The sequence below is a fragment of the Antribacter gilvus genome (genome assembly GCF_003946865.1).
GTDB classification, from domain to species: Bacteria; Actinomycetota; Actinomycetes; order Actinomycetales; family Cellulomonadaceae; genus Antribacter; species Antribacter gilvus.
Genome location: NZ_QXTH01000003.1, coordinates 231,704 through 249,845, shown reverse-complemented (window position 1 = coordinate 249,845; position 18,142 = coordinate 231,704). Strand labels below are relative to the sequence as shown.

12 protein-coding genes are annotated in these 18,142 nt (G+C 73.2%); all 12 read right to left on the bottom strand.

Annotated features, from left to right (window positions below; genetic code table 11):
* On the bottom strand, positions 1–2,259 hold the full coding sequence (locus tag D1350_RS06895; protein ID WP_125775235.1) for a polyribonucleotide nucleotidyltransferase: 2,259 nt from the start codon (positions 2,257–2,259) through the stop codon (positions 1–3).
* A 198-nt stretch (positions 2,260–2,457) separates the two neighbouring features.
* Positions 2,458–2,727, bottom strand: a complete 270-nt coding sequence (rpsO, locus tag D1350_RS06890; RefSeq protein WP_125775234.1) for a 30S ribosomal protein S15 — start codon at positions 2,725–2,727, stop codon at positions 2,458–2,460.
* An 84-nt stretch (positions 2,728–2,811) separates the two neighbouring features.
* On the bottom strand, positions 2,812–4,428 hold the full coding sequence (locus tag D1350_RS06885) for a DUF6297 family protein (RefSeq protein ID WP_125775233.1): 1,617 nt from the start codon (positions 4,426–4,428) through the stop codon (positions 2,812–2,814).
* Positions 4,425–5,111, bottom strand: coding sequence for an ABC transporter ATP-binding protein (locus D1350_RS06880; protein ID WP_164545057.1), 687 nt, complete (start codon positions 5,109–5,111; stop codon positions 4,425–4,427). The genes D1350_RS06885 and D1350_RS06880 overlap by 4 nt, the downstream gene beginning before the upstream one ends.
* Before the next feature lie 84 nt (positions 5,112–5,195).
* The gene (locus D1350_RS24325) at positions 5,196–6,650 is read right to left on the bottom strand and encodes a peptidoglycan-binding protein (RefSeq protein ID WP_164545056.1); all 1,455 of its coding nucleotides are present in this window, start codon (positions 6,648–6,650) and stop codon (positions 5,196–5,198) included.
* 28 nt (positions 6,651–6,678) lie between these two features.
* Positions 6,679–9,402 (bottom strand): hypothetical protein, encoded by a 2,724-nt coding sequence (locus tag D1350_RS06870; RefSeq protein WP_125775232.1) that lies wholly within the window; start codon positions 9,400–9,402, stop codon positions 6,679–6,681.
* An 11-nt stretch (positions 9,403–9,413) separates the two neighbouring features.
* Positions 9,414–11,690: a hypothetical protein gene (locus D1350_RS06865; protein ID WP_125775230.1), complete on the bottom strand. Its 2,277-nt coding sequence runs from the start codon at positions 11,688–11,690 to the stop codon at positions 9,414–9,416.
* A 177-nt stretch (positions 11,691–11,867) separates the two neighbouring features.
* Entirely contained in the window at positions 11,868–12,836 is a 969-nt protein-coding gene (locus D1350_RS06860) for a bifunctional riboflavin kinase/FAD synthetase (protein ID WP_125775228.1), read from the bottom strand.
* A gap of 92 nt (positions 12,837–12,928) precedes the next feature.
* Positions 12,929–13,309 carry a hypothetical protein gene (locus D1350_RS06855; protein WP_125775226.1) on the bottom strand — a complete coding sequence of 127 codons (381 nt, stop codon included), beginning with the start codon at positions 13,307–13,309 and terminating at the stop codon, positions 12,929–12,931.
* A 166-nt stretch (positions 13,310–13,475) separates the two neighbouring features.
* Entirely contained in the window at positions 13,476–14,444 is a 969-nt protein-coding gene (gene truB / locus D1350_RS06850; RefSeq protein WP_125775224.1) for a tRNA pseudouridine(55) synthase TruB, read from the bottom strand.
* Positions 14,445–14,526: 82 nt separating this feature from the next.
* Positions 14,527–14,982: a 30S ribosome-binding factor RbfA gene (gene rbfA / locus D1350_RS06845; protein WP_125775222.1), complete on the bottom strand. Its 456-nt coding sequence runs from the start codon at positions 14,980–14,982 to the stop codon at positions 14,527–14,529.
* Positions 14,983–15,105: 123 nt separating this feature from the next.
* The gene (infB, locus tag D1350_RS06840; protein ID WP_125775220.1) at positions 15,106–18,111 is read right to left on the bottom strand and encodes a translation initiation factor IF-2; all 3,006 of its coding nucleotides are present in this window, start codon (positions 18,109–18,111) and stop codon (positions 15,106–15,108) included.
* Positions 18,112–18,142: the final 31 nt, after the last annotated feature.

Sequence of the window (18,142 nt, the reverse complement as noted above, 5' to 3'; positions counted from 1 at the left end):
TCAGGCTTCCGCCGGCTCCGTGGCGACGGCCTCGGCCGCGTCCGAGTCCGTGGGCGCGTCGCCCTCGGCACCCTCGGACTCCTCGGTCACGGCGACGAGCGAGAGCTTGCCGCGCGGGTCGATCTCACCGATCTCGACCTGGACCTTCTGGCCGATGGACAGCACGTCGTCGACGTTCTCGACGCGCTTGCCGCCCACGAGCTTGCGGATCTGGCTGATGTGCAGCAGACCGTCACGCCCCGGGGCGAGCGAGATGAACGCGCCGAACGACGTGGTCTTGACGACCGTGCCGACGAAACGCTCACCGATCTCGGGGACGTGCGGGTTGGCGATCGCGTTGATCGCCGCGCGGGCGGCCTCGGCCGACGGGCCGTCGACAGCACCGATGTACACGGTGCCGTCGTCCTCGATGGAGATGTCCGCGCCCGTCTCCTCCTGGATCTGGTTGATCATCTTGCCCTTCGGGCCGATGACCTCGCCGATCTTGTCGGTCGGGACCTTCACCGTGATAACGCGCGGGGCGTTCGGTGACATCTCGTCCGGCGTGTCGATGGCCTCGGCGATGACGTCGAGGATCGTCAGGCGGGCGTCACGGGCCTGCAGCAGCGCGGCCGTCAGCACCGAGGCGGGGATGCCCTCGAGCTTGGTGTCGAGCTGGATGGCCGTGACGAACTCGCGCGTGCCGGCGACCTTGAAGTCCATGTCGCCGAACGCGTCCTCGGCACCGAGGATGTCGGTGAGCGCCGCGTAGCGGGTCTCACCGTCCACCGTGTCCGAGATCAGGCCCATGGCGATGCCCGCGACGGGCGCCTTCAGGGGCACACCGGCGTTGAGCAGCGACAGCGTCGAGGCGCAGACCGAGCCCATCGACGTGGAGCCGTTGGAGCCCAGCGCCTCCGAGACCTGGCGGATCGCGTAGGGGAAGTCCTCGCGCGACGGCAGCACCGGCACCAGGGCACGCTCGGCGAGCGCACCGTGACCGATCTCGCGGCGCTTGGGCGAGCCCACGCGGCCGGTCTCACCGGTCGAGTACGGCGGGAAGTTGTAGTTGTGCATGTAGCGCTTGCGCGTCTCCGGACCGAGCGAGTCGATCTGCTGCTCCATGCGGAGCATGTTCAGCGTGGTGACGCCCATGATCTGGGTCTCGCCACGCTCGAACAGGGCGGAGCCGTGCACACGCGGGAGCACCTCGACCTCGGCCGAGAGCGTGCGGATGTCGGCCAGACCGCGGCCGTCGATGCGGACGCCGTCCGTGAGGACGCGCTGGCGCACGAGCTTCTTCTGCAGCGAGCGGTACGCCGCCGACAGCTCCTTCTCGCGGCCGTCGAAGCCGTCCTGGAGACGGCCGACCATGGCGGCCTTGATCTCGTCGAGACGGTTCTCGCGGGTCTGCTTGTCGCCGATGGCCAGGGCCTCGCGCAGGTCGGCGGCCACCTCGGCCTCGACCGCGTCGAACGCGTCCGGCTGGTAGTCCGGGAACACCGGGAACTCCTGGACCGGCTTGGCCGACTGCGCGGCGAGCGCAGCCTGCGCCTCGCACAGGGCCTTGAGGAACGGCTTCGCGGCCTCGATACCCTGGGCCACGACCTCCTCGGTGGGGGCGGCGACGCCCTCCTCCTTGATGAGCTTCCACGAGTTGTTCGAGGCCTCGGCCTCGATCATCGCGATCGCGACGTCGTCACCCACGACACGGCCGGCGACGACCATGTCGAAGACGGCACGCTCCTTGTCGGAGTACTTGGGGAACGCGACCCACTGGCCGTCGATGAGGGCGATGCGGACGGCACCGACCGGGCCGGAGAACGGCAGGCCGGAGATCTGGGTCGACGCCGAGGCGGCGTTGATGGCCAGCGTGTCGTACGCGTCGTCCGGGTGGATCGACAGCACGGTGATGACGACCTGGACCTCGTTGCGCAGGCCCTTGACGAACAGGGGGCGCAGCGGGCGGTCGATCAGGCGGCAGGCCAGGATCGCCTCGGTCGAGGGACGGCCCTCGCGGCGGAAGAACGAGCCGGGGATACGGCCCGCGGCGTACATGCGCTCCTCGACGTCCACCGTCAGGGGGAAGAAGTCGAACTGCTCCTTGGGGTGCTTGCCGGCCGTCGTGGCCGACAGCAGCATGGTCTCGCCGTCGAGGTAGGCGGCCACGGAACCCGCGGCCTGCCGGGCGAGGCGCCCGGTCTCAAAACGGACGGTGCGCTTGCCGAAGCGGCCGTTGTCGATAACGGCCTCGGCGAACTGGATCTCGGGACCCTCCACGGGTGCCCTCCTTCTGTCTGGTGCGCCATCCGGACCCGACGGTCTTCGATCGAGGCCCACCGACGCGTGCTCTGAGCAGGTCGGGAGGCCACTACCGAGGACCGGACGAGGTTCCGGCGGCGCGGACTGGTTGTTACTCGTACATCTCACCAGACCAGCCCGGCCCCCGCAGGGGGACCGGGCTGGTAGGCGACATTGTCAGCGACGCAGACCGAGACGCTCGATCAGCGTGCGGTAGCGCGCGATGTCGATCTTCTGGAGGTAACCCAGGAGGCGACGACGCTGACCGACCAGGAGCAGCAGACCACGACGGCTGTGGTGGTCGTGCTTGTGCTCCTTGAGGTGCTCGGTCAGGTCCTTGATGCGCTGGGTCAGCATCGCGATCTGCACCTCGGGCGAACCGGTGTCGCCCTCGCGGGTCGCGAACTCGGACATGATGCGCTGCTTGGTGGCAGTGTCGAGCGGCATTGGCTCTCCTCAGGTGTCGTTGCGCGGTGCACCAGGACTCGTTCACCGGTGCGCTCTCGATCCGCGGCCGTTCAGACGGCTCTCCTACTTTACCAGCCGTTTTCCCCGCCGGGGCAGGACGAGCGCCACACCCAGCACGGCCACGGCGAGCTGCACCGCCGCGACGGTCCACGACGGGCTCGTCACCGCAGCGACGAGGAGCGGGATCGTCCCGACCAGCGCCAGGTCCGGCCCGTCGGCCGCGTGGGCGACCGCCCCGACCGGCACGGCGCCCATCGGCGTGGCGAGCAGCGGCGCGGACCAGTCCGGCGGCTGCCGGTACGCGGCGCGCACGGCCGCGGTGCCGAGCACCACCGCCGCCCCGAGCAGCACCGGGAACCACCGGGGGTCCCCGAGCGCCAGGCCGGCGGCCGCCAGCACGAGCGACGCGACGACGGCGGGCACCACCACCCGCACGGCCCGCACCGTCCGCGCACCGACCGGCAGGAGAGCGTCGACCCGCGGCGCGTCCGACGCACCCCGGGCGCCCGCCGACGCGGCGGTCCCCGCCCCGTAGCCGAGCCCCGCGAGCACGGCCCAGAGACCCAGCCCGTCGGCCAGCAGCGGCACCTGCACCGCGACCACGCCGAGCGCCGCGAGCGCGACGATCCCGGCCAGGGTCGCGGGCGCGCGCAGCACGAGGAGCAGGTCCGCGGCGAGGAGCGCCGACCGCGGCCCGCGCACGGCCCCCGCGGCCGTCCCGAGGAGCCGACGACGGCGCCCCGGCCTCGGTCCCGTGGACAGGGCGCGGCCGAGCCCTCGGGTGTCGGCCGAGAGGACCGCCCCGAGCAGCTGGTCCGCGACCGCGGCCCGTGCCCGGAGCTCGGGCGCGCCGACCCGCTCCAGCCGCGCGGTCCACAGGACCGCGAGGACGGCCCCCGTGACCGCCACGACCGCCGAGACCCACCACGGGGCGGCCCACGTCCCCAGGTCGGCCGAGCCGGTCAGGAGGACCACCACCCCGGCCGCCGGCACGGCGGCGAGCAACAGGTCGAGCAGGACCGCGACGCGGTCCCGCACGGAGGCGCGGTTCCGCACGGAGGCGCGGTTCCACCGGGGTGCGCCCGACGCCGGGCCGCCGCGCTCCCCCGGCTCAGGAGCCCTCCCCGCCTGGAGCATCCCCGCCGACGCCACGACGAGCAGCCCGACCGCCGCGCCGAGCGCCGTGGTCGCGAGCCCCGTCGCGACGTCGGCCCCCGCCACGCCGGCGAGCACTCCTCCGCCCAGCCCGCCGCCGGCGGTCCAGGCGAGCAGCGTCATGGCGACCGACGGCCGGACCAGCCCGCTCCGGTCGGCCGTGGTCGGGACCCACCAGCGCACCCCCGCCGCCCCGACGCCGGCCGGGCCCAGGCGCAGCGCCAGGCCCGCGCCCGAGACCAGGAGTGCGGCGAGCCCGAGGCCCTGGACCAGCCCGGGACCGAGCGTTCCGGGGCCCGTGTCCAGGAGGTCCCGCGTCCAGCCGGCGATCCCGACGAGCATCCCGGCGGCGATCGCCACGGAGATCACCGTGCCGGCCAGGTCCGTGAACAGCTCGCCCGGGGTCACCCCGGCACGGGCCAGCCGCACCCGGGTGGTCAGCCGGCGCAGCTCCGTCCCGCTGAGCTGCTCGTCCGCGTCGGTGACAGCCCCGCCGCCCAGGCGAGGAGCTGCGTCCTCGCTCATCGCACCGCCTCGAGCGCCGCCTGGGCCTCGGCGGGCTCGAGCACGCGGACCCCGTCCTCGGAGATCAGGAGCGCCCTGGCACCGGTCGCGGCGAGCAGGCGGTCGTCGTGGGTGGCGAAGAGCACGGCGGTGCCGGCGTCGGACTCCGCGCGCAGGAAGCCCGCGAGCTCGCCCCGCATCCGGAGGTCGAGACGCTGCTCGGGCTCGTCGAGCACGAGGAGGTCGCGCGGCCGCACGAACGCGCCGGCCAGCAGGAACCGGCGGCGCTGTCCCGACGACAGCGCGTACGGCACCGCGTCCGCGTGGTCGGCCAGGCCGAGCCGGCCGAGCACGTCGTCCACCACCGCGCCAGCACCCGGTACGCCGTGCCCGCGCGCCACCAGCACCAGGTGCTCCCGCACCGTCACCCCGGGGAAGAACGCGTCGTCGTCGAGCACGCCCGCGACCCGGGCCCGAAAGCCCTTCTCCCGCTCGTCCACCTCGCGGCCGAAGGCCCGCACGACGCCGCCGAGCGGCTCCTGCAGCCCGAGCACCGTCCGCAGGAGGGTCGACTTGCCGGTGCCGTTGGCGCCGATCACGGCGACGAGCTCACCCGGCCCGACGTCCAGCGTCACGGGTGGGCTGACGGCGTTGTCCCCGTAGCCCACGGCGAGATCGGTCAGCTCGAGTATCAGGTGGTCCACGCCGGGCCCAACGCACGGCGGGCCAGGATCGTCCCCGCGCACGGGTGCGGGACCCGCGCCTTCGCGCGAGCCCCGCACCGGTCCTCAGCCGAGCAGCTCCCAGGTCCTGGGCCCGACGACGCCGTCCGCGAACAGCCCGAACGAACGCTGGAAGGACCGCACGGCGGACTCCGTCCCGGGCCCGAAGCTCCCGTCGGCGGACACCGAGTAGCCCTGCTGGGACAGCCTGTGCTGCAGGTACCGCACGTGCTCGCCCGACGACCCCCGCCGGACGGTCGGCCGGGGGGCCGTGGTGACCGTCACCGGCGCGGGAGCCGGCGCCGGCGCGGGCGTGTACGGCGCCGGAGCGGGCGCAGGAGCAGGCGCCGGCGTGTACGGAGCGGGCGCCGGCGTGTACCCCCCGGACGTCCCACCCACGGGCGCCGTCTCGAGCGCGTTCCACGAGGCCGGACCGACGACGCCGTCAGCCACCAGGCCCTGCGCCGACTGGAAGCCGGCGACCGCGCGCGTGGTGGCCGGCCCGAACGAGGCGTCGATCGACAGGCTCGCGCCGTGCGCGTTGAGGCGCTCCTGGAGGTAGGCCACGTCGGGACCGACTGCCCCCTGTCGCAGCGTCGGACGCGCGCTCGGCGGCACCACGACGGGGTTCGGCGGTGTGCCCTGGCTGGAGGGAGCAGGGCCCGCCGGCGACACGGTGAACGGCCGCTGCCCGAGGAACGCCAGGTCGTTGGCTCCCGTCAGGTAGAGGTTCGGCGTCTGGTCGGGCGGCATCTGCGCCACGATCGCGGAGTGGAACGCCTTGTGGTCGCCGCTGAAGGCCCCCGACTGCCACACCCGCAGCAACGTCCCCGTGAACTGGCCGTTCACGTCGCCGTCGTACGACAGCTGGTTGTCCTGACAGCCGGAGATCAGGATCACCGAGGCCTGCGTGATCGCGGTGGACCGGGTACCGGCGAGCGCCTGCACGAACTGGTACGTACCGCGCCGCCGTTCGTTGTCGGCGGACTGCACGGCGTACGGCATGTGCTTGGGCCGGGTGGCCGTCACGTCGGGTACGTCGCGCGTCCGCGCGCAGACCTGCGCGAGGCTGTCCCGGCTCGCCTGGGCGACGGTGCTCTTGGCCACCGTGCCCGAGTGGCACGAGTCGGAGAGCACGAGGATCCGGACGCCGGGGCGGAACTGCGCCCACATCTGAGCGAGCTCGTCGTCGAGGACCTGACGGTCGAACAGGACCCACGTCTCGTCCTGGCCGTCCTCGTCGTCGCCGCTCGCGTCGTCGACGTGGCCGCCGTGGCCCGAGTAGGTGACCAGGCACAGGTCGCCCGCCACGGCGCGCTGGGCGAGGAGCGCGAGCTCCCCGACCACCGCCTGCGACGTCGCCTGCCCGTCGAGGAGCCGTGTGGGCGTGAATCCCGCCTGCTGTGCGAGCGCCACCATCGCGTTCGCGTCGTTGATGCAACCGTTCAGTGCGCCGTCCCAGCCGTTGTAGGCCGCGGGATCGACGTGGTTGAGCCCGATGTGGAGCGAGTATCCGGTCATGATCGTCCTCCTTGTCCAGTGCTGCTCTCTAGGTCCCGGCCGGGAGCGCCGGGCCGATCGGCACGACCGTCCCGCGGGCGCGGATCGGCCAGGTGACCGGGTCCGAGGTGGTCCGTGTGCCGTCCGTGCCGACCGCCGTCACGCGCAGCACGAGCGTGGGGTCGCCGGCGAACGTCGTGAGCGGCAGCACGTAGTCGCGCCGCGCCTGTGGGGTCGTGGCGGTGAGCTCGAGGTCGTCCGGGTCGTCCCGGCCGATGAACGACGTGCTCACCTGCAGGCCGGCGACGCCCGCGAGCGCCGCCTCGGTGGCCACGAACGTGATCCCGACCTCGAGGTCGTCGATGTATGCGGGAATCTCGTCGAACGCCTCGCGGCCCGTGTCGCACCGGTACTCGACGTCGAACGGTCCCGCGTCCGGCACGGCGACCTCGACGGTCCCGCCGGGGACGAGCACCGCCGACACGGGCGCCACGACCGCCCCGTCGCGGGCCAGGCCGCTGACGGCGACGCCGACCCCGGCGCGGTTGGTGAGCGTCACGGTCCCCGGCCCGGCCGTCTGCTCGACCACGCCGCCGTCGTACGGCCCGGTGATGGAACCGGCGGCGAGCACCAGGCGGCTCGAGACCAGCAGGCCTCCGGGCAGCTCGAGGGTGGCCACCCCGACGACGCCACCGCGCTCGAGGAGCGAGCGCAGGGCGAGGAAGAGGGCGATGCCGCAGGACACCGTGACCTCGTAGCCGTCGGCGGTCGCGAGCTCCACGACGTCCGTCTCGGACGGGACCGCCCAGCGCACCGCGGGTTCCACGCCCGCGGACGGCGGGAGCTCCAGGACCGGGTCCGGGTGGTGCTCGCGCAGCTCGGCGAGGATCGCCGAGCGGACCGAGGGCGGTAGGTCGGGCTCGAGGCCCGCCGCGATCACGCACCGCACCTGGGACAGGTCGTCGGTGTCGATCGTGCTGTGCACCAGCAGGCGCGGCCGGTAGGGACGGTCGTCGTCGGCGGCGAACCGGCCCACCCCGTACCGCTCCGGTACGACGAGGAACCGGCCCGGGCTCCGGAGGCTGCGGAGCACCTGGGCGTGACCGAGCGCCGCCGCGACGGGCAGCGGCTCGTACGTGCGGTGCTCCGTCTGTCCCAGCTGCAGGGCCGGACGGCACCCGACGGCACGGGTGGTGCCGTCGTCGGCCACCTCGCGGTACAGCTCGCCGAGGGTCGCGCACGGGAACGACGCCTCCACGGTGCGGCGCACCGTGAGGCGCGCCCGCTCCCGCTCGCGCCGGGTGAGCCGGTCCAGCAGGTCGGGACGGATCTGCCAGGCGGGCCCCACCGACCCGGCCAGGACGGCCGGCGGAAGGATCGCCAGGGCCAGGCTCGCCCCCGGCGCGCGCCCTGCCGGCCCGCGGCGGGCCGCGCGAGCGCCTGTCCGCGGCCGCCGTACCGTGACGGCGGGGGCGTCGATCGCCCACAGGTTCGCCGTGCCGAGGACGGGCTGCGTGGTCCGCTGCCGCCACCCGTCGAAGGTCCCGGTGAGCGACACGACGGCAGGCGACGTCTGGAAGCCGGGCGTCGAGAGCGCGCCGTAGGCGAGCCGGGCCCAGGCGTCGAGGAGGCGGAACCGAGCGCGGACGACGGTCCCTTCCGTGACCTCCGTCGCGTCGGTGCTCGTGGCCGGGATCCGTTCCACCCGGGTGACGCCGCCCTCGTCCCGGAACGGGATCTCGAGCTGGACCAGCGGCGCGGTCAGCGTGACCGCGTGCAGGGTGCCGCCCGCGGCCTTGGCCGCCGCGACGGTCTCGGGGGACGGTCCCGCGACCAGGGTGACGTCCACGGTGGCCCCGAGCGCCGGGACGCCGTCGAGCGAGTGGCCCGGCTCGGTCGCGACGGTGAAGCCGAACGGCGCGCCCTCATGGCCTGCCGCAGGGTCGGGGGTCATGACGGTCAGCGCAGGGGCGTACCAGAGGTGGCCCGCACGGCTCAGGTCCGGCCACACGGGAGCCGCCGGGTCGACGACGTCGGGGCCCGTGCGCAGCCGCGGGGGCAGCCCGAGGGCCTCGGTGACGAGCACGGGGGTGACGACGGCGCCGAGGTGAGCGGCCGCCGACAGCGGTGTGACCGAGGCGGTCGGGCGACCCAGGGCCGCCGAGAGCGACATCACCTCCTTGCCACGCGCGACCCGCGGCAGCCGGCGCGCTCCCGCCCCGCGCGCCGGGGCGCTCCGGCGGACGGGCAGCACGTCGTGCAGGGCGCCGCCGTCCTCGCAGACGAGGTGGACGTACGCCTCGGGCTCGCGCGAGATCGCCCGGGACAGCAGGTCCATCCCGGCGGTCGCTGTATGGCCCGCGGAGCGGCCACCGGGCGGGACCGCGGTACAGGCCTCGGCGCGCAGGCCGATCCCGGTGGGTCCGCCGAGGATCCCGTCGAGGAGCTCGGCGGCCAGGGGCCCCGTCACGACGGCGTCGACCGCGCCGTGCGCGAACGGGCCGGAGACGGTGCGCTCCCCGAGCACCTCCCCCTCGCGGACGACCTGGAAGGTCGTGGTCGCGACGAGCGGGGACCGCTCGGGCAGCGTGAGTGCCAGCTCGACGGCGAGCACACCGCGCACCACGAGCGGACCGAGCCGCTCGTCGGGCCGCGGCGGGCGCGCGAGCACGAACGTCGCCGACACGACGGGACGTCCGGCCCCGTCCGTGACGGGTACCAGGACGGCGCCCGCCACGGACGACACGGCACCCGTGTCCTGGACGATGGACATGGCAGCCGCCGTCAGACTGTGTAGTCGTGATAGGTCCGGTGCCCGTTCGCGACCGGCGCCGAGCGGGCGCCGGCGCCCGCCGGGACGAGCTCCGGCACCTCGGGCGCGGCGGAGGCCACGGGCTCCGTCCCGCTGCCCGACGACGCCGGGCCCGCCTCGAGCAGGCGGGTCACCCGGGCGTCGGGCACGTACCGGGTGACGACCCCGGGGGCGTCAGGTCGGGGCACCTCGACCACGAGGGGACCGTTGCCGCTGGCCCGCACCCACGGCCCCTCCCAGGACCGGCCCGGCTCGAACAGCGTGCCCTTGACCGTGACCTGGACCTTGTACCGGTAGAAGGGCCGGAAGGCGGGGTCACCGGTGAACGCGGTCCAGATGCGGTCGGTGTCGTAGTCCGACTGGTCCCAGCCGAACCGGACCTGGCCCAGGCCGGCCGGCTCACCCGTGGCGTCGTCGACCGCCTCGAAGATCGCCTCGACCTTCTGCGTGTTGTCCGTGAGGACCACGCCGAGCTCGATCGGGCCCACGCTCAGGCGTCCGGCGCTGTCCGCCCGGACCTCGACGGTGGTGTCGTTCAGCAGGGTGCCCGAGGGCTCCGGGTCGAGGTCGACCACGTTGCGCTGGATCTGGACCCGGCGGTACGGGTCCGAGGCCTCGCTCGGCGGCTCGGCCAGGTGCACCTTGCGCTTGATGAAGGTCAGGTCGCTGGTCCACCCCTCGGGCTTGTTCGTGACGTCGGACTCCACCTTCTGCGTGGTCTGGTACTTCCAGGAGCCGTCGCCGCCCTCGTCCGCGCTGAAGGCGTGGCCGTCCCACTGCACGTCGCCGGTCGTGCTGGGGTAGCCGACCTGCACGGACATGAAGTCGACGGTGCCGTCGTCCCAGGCGCACACGGGCCGCACCACCCGCGCCAGCCGGCGGGGCCAGTCGTCGAGGTAGACCGACACGAAGTACTTGCGTGCCGCGTCCGGGTCGGCCTTCATCTCGTCGTACATGCCGGTCAGCGAGTTGGAGATCGTGTGGTCCTGCAGGTACGCGAACTGCCGCGTCTCGTTGTACTCGAGGTTGAGGTGCGTCTCGTCGCGCCGGTAGTTGAACGAGAACCCGGCACCCCAGGGGCTGAGGGCGCCGCCGGCCGAGCTCGATGCCTCGGCGGGCTCCGCCTCCTGGCGCGGCGGTTCGAAGATAATGCTCTTGGCCGCGTCCATGAACTTCTCGTAGACGAGGTCGCTCTTCTCGTCGAGGCGGCGCGCGATCTCCTCCGCCCCTGGCAGCGTGGTGTCGACCTTGATGTCGACGGTGATCGTGCCGTTGATGCGCATCTTGTTGACCTCGGCCTTGATGTCGGCCGACACCCACAGGAACCGGCCGGAGGCGGCCGACTTGAAGCTCTCGGAGATCCTGTCCCAGTCGCCCGTGATCTTGAGCGTCACCACCGGCGACCAGACCTTCATCCGGTAGTTCTGGATCACGACGAGGGGCGAGGCGGTCCCGTGGAACGCCTCCCAGCAGATCGCGGCCGGGTACGCGCCGATGAGGCCGGAGAACCCGTGCGTCCCGGTCGGGTCGACGGATCCCGTCCCCTGTCCCTGCATGTGCCAGTACCAGGGGTCGAGGTTGGACCCGGAGCCCTCCGTCAGGACGGGCGCGCCGTCGGTCGCCACCGGGCTGGGGGGACCGGCCGGGACGACGTCGTCCCGGGTCGCCCGGAGGGAGCGTGCCGAGGGCATCGGCCGCGCGCCGGCCCGACGGCCCGGCATCCCGAAGGCGTCGAACGTGGTGACCTCCCGGCCGCCCCGGGTGGCGGTCACAGCGGTGGGCAGCCCGCGCGTGGTCGGCGCCACGTTGGAGACGGTGGTGGTGCTCTCGGAGATGATCACCGGCCGGAAGATCGGCGGCCTGGGCCCGCCGCGGATGCCCCAGAAGGCATCCCGCTTGCCGGTGTTCTGCGCGATGATCTGGGCCTCGGTCTGGCGCCGCACGTCCTCGGGCAGAGCCCCGGTGACCGAGAACGTCAGGACGCCGCCCGCCACCTCGCCCGGCGACCCGATGACGCTCTCACCACCCGTCCCGGCGAACCTGACCAGGTTGAACAGGAAGTCCCCCGTGTCGGGACCGTCCTTGCGGGCCATGCGGACGCGGTTCGGGACGTAGTAGAAGACCGGGGACTCGCCCGCCTGCTGGAGGGCCTCGTTGTTGACGTCCGGGAGGTAGAGGACGTCGTACCCGCCCTCGGTGATCGGTTGCGCCCCGCCCGCGTAGGTGGGACCCATGGCCTGGACAGGCATGGTGATGCTCCCTTCGGCGTGTCTCGTCTATGACGGGTGTCACATCGAGAAGGGAGCCTTGGCGCTCGGGGGCCCGGACACGATCCCGAGAATTTCACCCGGGACCATTCTTGACATATCGGGAATAACCCAGCCTTACGCCGTCACTGCACGTCGGCTCAGGCACTGCGCGTCGGCTCAGGCGCCGAGGATCACCCGGGCCCGCGCGACGTCGTCGTGCATCGTGGTGATGAGAGCGTCGATGCCGTCGAAGCGCAGCGTGGGACGCAGGTGGGCCACGAACTCGAGGACCACCTCCTCGTCGTACAGGTCGAGGTCGGTGCGGTCGAGGACATAGGCCTCGACGCGGCGCTCCACGCCGTCGAAGGTGGGGTTGGTGCCGATGGAGATCGCCGCCGGCAGCACCTTGTCCGCCTCGCCGTCGGCGAGGGAGGGCCGCCGCAACCTTCCCGCGTACACGCCGTCGGCCGGGACCATGCCGGTGATGCCGCCCAGGTTCGCCGTGGGGAAGCCGAGCTCGCGCCCGCGAGCGTCCCCGTGCACCACGGTGCCGCGGACGCGGTGGGCGCGGCCGAGCACGTCGGCAGCCTGCGCAACGTCACCCTCTGCGAGCAGCGCACGCACGGCCGTGGAGGACCAGCGCTGCTGGCCCGCGCCCGACGGCGGCACGCACTCCCCCACGTCCTCGATCGCGACGACCTCGAACCCGTGGTCCCCGCCGAGCTCGACCATCGTGCTCAGCGTGCCGGCGTTCTGCTTGCCGAACCGCACGTCGTGCCCCACCACGACGGTCCGGGCGCGCAGCCCGTCCACGAGGTAGCGGGTCACGAACTCGTCGGGGGTCTGGGCCGCGAAGTCGAGCGTGTACTCGACGAGGAGGACCGCGTCGAGGCCCGTCTCGGCCATGAGGTCCAAGCGGTCCTGCAGACCCGTGATGAGCTCGGGCGCGGTGTCCGGGCGGTGCACGGCGGCCGGGTGGGGATGGAAGGTCACGGCGACGGCCCTGGCGTCGTCGGACCGCGCGAGCTGCACGATCCGGCCCAGCACGGCCCGATGGCCACGATGGACCCCGTCGAAGTTGCCGATCGTCACGACCGACGGGCCGAACCCCGGGGGGACCTGTTCCAGGTCCGTCCACAGCTGCACTCGTCGAGCTCCTTCGTACGCCACGCGGATCGCTCCGGGCTGCGGCCAGGAGCGCTGGTCCAGCGTGCCACGCCGGAGGCCCCAGCGGAGAATCAGGCCGCCTCGGGCGCCCCGTACATGAAGCCCGTCAGCCGGTCCTCACCGAGCGAGCGGCGCACCGTGACGTCGAGGACGTCGGAGAAGTGGGACAGCTCCGCCTCCGTGCGCGTGGACCCGAGGAGCTGGATGTGCGTGCGCCCCGACCACCGCCAGCCGAGCTGCAGCGGGTCGAGCGGCTCGGCCGCACGGCTGGTCCGCACCGCGGGAAACTTCGTCCTGACGACGAGCCGCCCCTGCAGCGCCCGCATGGTCAGGTAGGAGTCCTCGAAGGCGATGCCGAGCTCCGCGGCGTCCTGCGGCCACCACGGCAGGGCATGGACCAGCGCCGACAGGAGCGGGGCCGTACTCGCCGTGCCCTCCCTGCCGTCCTCCACGATGTCAACGCTCAGGTCCCTCCCCACGAATGCCGGAAGAGACGCCATCACAGCGCCCAGGTCGTCGCATCCCGCCGTGATCCGAACCCCCATTGGCACAAAGTACCAACCGGATATGTCGGTCTGGTGACAAGTCTCATGCGCGCCGTGCGACACGCCGCCCGACTCACGCGGGAGCGAGCACCAGGACGGGCTTCGCCGCCGGTTCACCCTGCTTGCGCGTGTCCTCCAGCAGCGCCACCAGGTCACCCGACGGTGAGACCCCGGCCAGCACCCCGGCCTGACCGGACGGCGAGATCCACTGCCCGTACCCGAGGGCGCGCACCTCGACCTCGGAGAGGTCGCGCACGGGGAACGTGGCCCGCGCGGCGTCGGCGAGCGGCAGCGTGCTGAGCACGCCGTCCCGGTCGGCCTGCGCCTCGAGCTCCGACAGGGTCCGCGCGTCGTCGAGCGGGTATCCGCCCACCCGCGTACGGCGCAGCATCGTCAGGTGCCCGCCCGTCCCGAGCGCCGCGCCGAGGTCGCGCGCCAGGGCGCGCACGTAGGTCCCGGACGACACGGTCACCGTCACGTCCAGGTCCAGCACCGCGACGTCTCCGCCGTCCGGCACCGGGGCCGTCCCCGCCGTCGCGGAGCGGACGTCGAAGCGCGAGACCGTCACGGGACGGGCCGCCAGCTCGACCTCCTCCCCCGCCCGGACGCGCGCATAGGCCCGCTTGCCGTCGACCTTGATCGCCGAGACCGACGTGGGCACCTGCAGGATGGCGCCCGTCAGGTCGGTGACCGCCGCCCGCAGGGCGTCGTCGGGCACCCCGACCGCACCGGCGGCAGAGACGACCTCTCCCTCGGCGTCGTCCGTCGTGGTGGAGACCCCGAGGCGGATCGTCGCGTCGTAGTCCTTGTCGGCGCCCACGACGTACGTGAGGAGGCGCGTCGCCTTGCCGATGCCCAGCACGAGCACGCCCGTGGCCATCGGGTCCAGCGTCCCCGCGTGGCCGACCTTGCGCGTCCCGGCGAGGCGCCGCATCCGGCCGACCACGTCGTGGCTGGTCCAGCCGGCGGGCTTGTCGACGACGACGAACCCGTCGGCGGCCGTGGGGCGACGAACGCGCGCCTCCGTAGCGGGTGAGCTCATGGGGACAAGTATCCCCGCACGACGGACGGCCGCCTCCCCACGGGGAGACGGCCGTCCGTCGTTCCGGGCACAGCCCGGGAAGTCACTCGTCCGGCGAGCTCTCGTCCTCGTCCTCCGCCGCGCGCGGCTTGCGGTACGGGTCCTCGTCGCCGGCGTAGCGGGCACCGGTGCGCAGCGCCTCCAGCTCGGCGTCACGACGCCGGGCCTCGATGAGCGCGGCGTCCAGGTTGGCTGCCGTGTCGGGGATGGAGTCCAGGTGGAACTCCAGGGTGGGCGTCAGCCGGATGCCCGTCTGCTTGCCCACCTCGGAACGGATGATGCCCGTCGCGCTCTTCAGCGCGGCGGCCGTCCCCTCTCGCTCCTCGTCGGAGCCGTACACCGTGTAGAAGACCGCGGCGTTCTGCAGGTCGCCGGTCACCTTCACGTCAGTGACCGTGAGGAAGCCCAGCCGCGGATCCTTGATCCGCGTGTCGAGCATCTGGGCGACGATCTCCTTGATGCGGTCAGCGAGCTTGCGGGCCCGCGGGTTGTCCGCCATGTTCTCTCCCTCTCCTTGCCACGGGCTCGTCGCCCAGGTGTCCGACGCCGGACCGGGTCACCTCCCGAGGGAGGCGACCCGTCCGGCGTCAGTCACGCGGGCGACGAGGCCCGGGCGAGACCGTCAGGCGCGAGGCTTCTCGCGCATCTCGAAGGTCTCGATGACGTCGCCCTCGTTGATGTCGTTGAACGACCCCAGGCCGATACCGCACTCGAAGCCCTCGCGGACCTCGGTGACGTCGTCCTTCTCGCGACGCAGCGACTCGATCGTGAGGTTGTCGCCCACGAGGGTGCCGTTGCGCAGCAGACGCGCCTTGGTGTTGCGGCGGATCGTGCCCGAGCGGACGATCGAGCCGGCGATGTTGCCGAACTTGGAGGAACGGAACACCTGGCGGATCTCCGCCGAGCCGAGCTGGACCTCCTCGTACTCCGGCTTGAGCATGCCGCGCAGGGACGCCTCGACGTCCTCGATCGCCTGGTAGATGACCGAGTAGAACTTGACGTCGACGCCCTCGCGGTCGGCCAGCTCCTCGACGCGCTCGCCGTACTTGACGTTGAACGCGATGATCACGGCGTTGTCGACCGTGGCCAGGTTCACGTCGTTCTGCGTGATCGCACCGACGCCGCGGTGGATGACCCGCAGCTGGACCTCTTCGCCGACGTCGATCTTGAGCAGCGCGTCCTCCAGTGCCTCGACGGCACCGGACACGTCGCCCTTGAGGACCAGGTTGAGAGTCTCGACCTTGCCCTGCTCGAGCGCCTTGGTGAAGTCCTCGAGGCTGATGCGCTTGCGGCGCTTGGCCAGGAGGGCGGCACGCTCGGCGGCCTGACGCTTCTCGGCGATCTGGCGAGCGGTGCGCTCGTCCGGTGCCACGAGGAACGTGTCACCGGCGCTGGGCACCGACGCGAGACCGAGCACCTGCACCGGCCGGGCCGGGGTGGCCGCGGTCAGCGCGTTGCCGTGCTCGTCGAACATCGCACGCACGCGGCCGTGGGCCGTGCCGGCGACGATCGCGTCACCGACGTGCAGCGTGCCGGACTGGACCAGCACCGTCGCGACGGCACCGCGGCCCTTGTCGAGGTTGGCCTCGATGGCCACGCCTCGGGCGTCCTTGTCGGCGACGGCCCGCAGGTCGAGCGCCGCGTCCGCGGTGAGCAGGACGGCCTCGAGAAGCGCGTCGATGCCGATGCCGGGCTTCGCCGCGACGTCCACGAACATGGTGTCGCCGCCGTACTCCTCGGCCACCAGGTTGTACTCGGTGAGCTGCTGACGGACCTTGGCGGGGTTTGCCCCCTCCTTGTCGATCTTGTTCACCGCGACCACGATCGGCACGCCTGCGGCCTGGGCGTGGTTGAGCGCCTCGACCGTCTGCGGCATCACGCCGTCGTCCGCCGCGACCACGAGGATCGCGATGTCGGTGACCTGCGCACCACGAGCACGCATGGCGGTGAACGCCTCGTGACCCGGGGTGTCGATGAACGTGATCTTGCGGTCGACGCCCTCGTGCACGTGCGAGACCTGGTAGGCACCGATGTGCTGCGTGATGCCGCCGTGCTCGCCCGCGACGACGTCCGTCTTGCGGATCGCGTCGAGGAGCTTCGTCTTACCGTGGTCGACGTGACCCATGACGGTCACGACCGGCGGACGCGCCACGAGGTCCTCGTCGGACTCGGCGGCCTCCTCGGCCTCCAGGTCGATGTCGAAGGCCCCGAGCAGCTCGCGGTCCTCCTCCTCGGCCGACACCATCTCGATGATGTAGCCGAGCTCGGTGGCCAGCGTGCCGAACGTGTCCTCGTCGAGCGACTGCGTGGCCGTGGCCATCTCGCCCAGGTGGAAGAGCACGGTGACGAGCGACGCGGGGTTCGCGTCGATCTTGTCGGCGAAGTCGTTCAGCGACGAGCCGTGACGCAGGCGGACGACGGTGTTCCCGTTACCACGGGGCACCTGCACGCCGCCGAGCGACGGCGCCTGCATCTGCTCGAACTCCTGGCGCTTCGCGCGCTTCGACTTCCGTCCGCGGACCGGCTTGCCGCCGGCGCGACCGAAAGCACCCTGCGTGGCGCCGCGACCGGCACCACCACGACCGCCACCACCGGGACGACCGGCGAAACCGCCGCCGCCACCGGGAGCGCCGCCGCCACCAGGACCACCAGGGCCACCGGGACGACCGCCGCCACCGCCGCCAGGACGGCCACGACCGCCACCCGCAGCGGGCGCGGGGCGGTCACCGGGACGCGGCATGGACGTACGGCCCGGCATCATGCCGGGGTTGGGGCGCGGGCCGCCGCCGGGACGCGGAGCGCCGCCCGCGGGCGGACGGGGACCGCCCGGACGGGGACCGCCGGTGCGCTCGGGAGCGCTGTCGGACCGCTCGGGACGAGCGTCCGGACGCTGACCGGGCCGGGGCATGCCCTGGCTCGGCGCGAACGGGTTGTTGCCCGGACGCGGGGCGCCGCCACCCTCACGGGGGGCTCCACCCTCACGGGGGGCGCCACGGTCAGGACGCTGACCGGGCCGGGGCATGCCCTGGCTCGGCGCGAACGGGTTGTTGCCCGGGCGCGGCGTACCGCCACCGGGACGACCGCCACCCGGACGGGGCGCACGGTTGTCGCGGCCGCCGTCGCGGCCACCCTCGCGACCGCCCGCAGCGGGGCGGGGCGCGGGTGCCGGGCGCGGACCGGGGGTCGGCGCGCCCGCAGGACGCGGGGCGGCCGGGCGGGCGGGGGCGGGCGCGCTCTCGCGCGCCTCGGGAGCAGGCGCCGGGGTGTCCGACGCCGGAGCGGGAGCGGGTGCAGCCTGTGCAGCAGGCGCGGCGGGCGCCGCGGCAGCGGGTGCCTCAGCAGCCGGCGCGGGGGCCGGAGCAGCGGGCTTCACCGCAGGCTTGGGTGCTGCCGGACGGGCCGCGGCGGGCTTGGCGGCCTGCGACGGCGCGGAGCCGCCCGAGGAACCACCGTCGCCACCGGCCGAGCGGGGCTTCGCGAACTTGTCTCGCATCGTCCGCTCCACCGGAGCCTCGAGCGTCGAGGACGCGGAACGGACAAACTCACCTGCTGACTTCAGCTCGGCGAGCAGGGTCTTGCTCTCCACTCCGAGCTGCTTTGCCAGCTCGTGAACGCGGATCTTTGCCACATCTCTCCTGTCTCGGGTCCACCCAAGACAG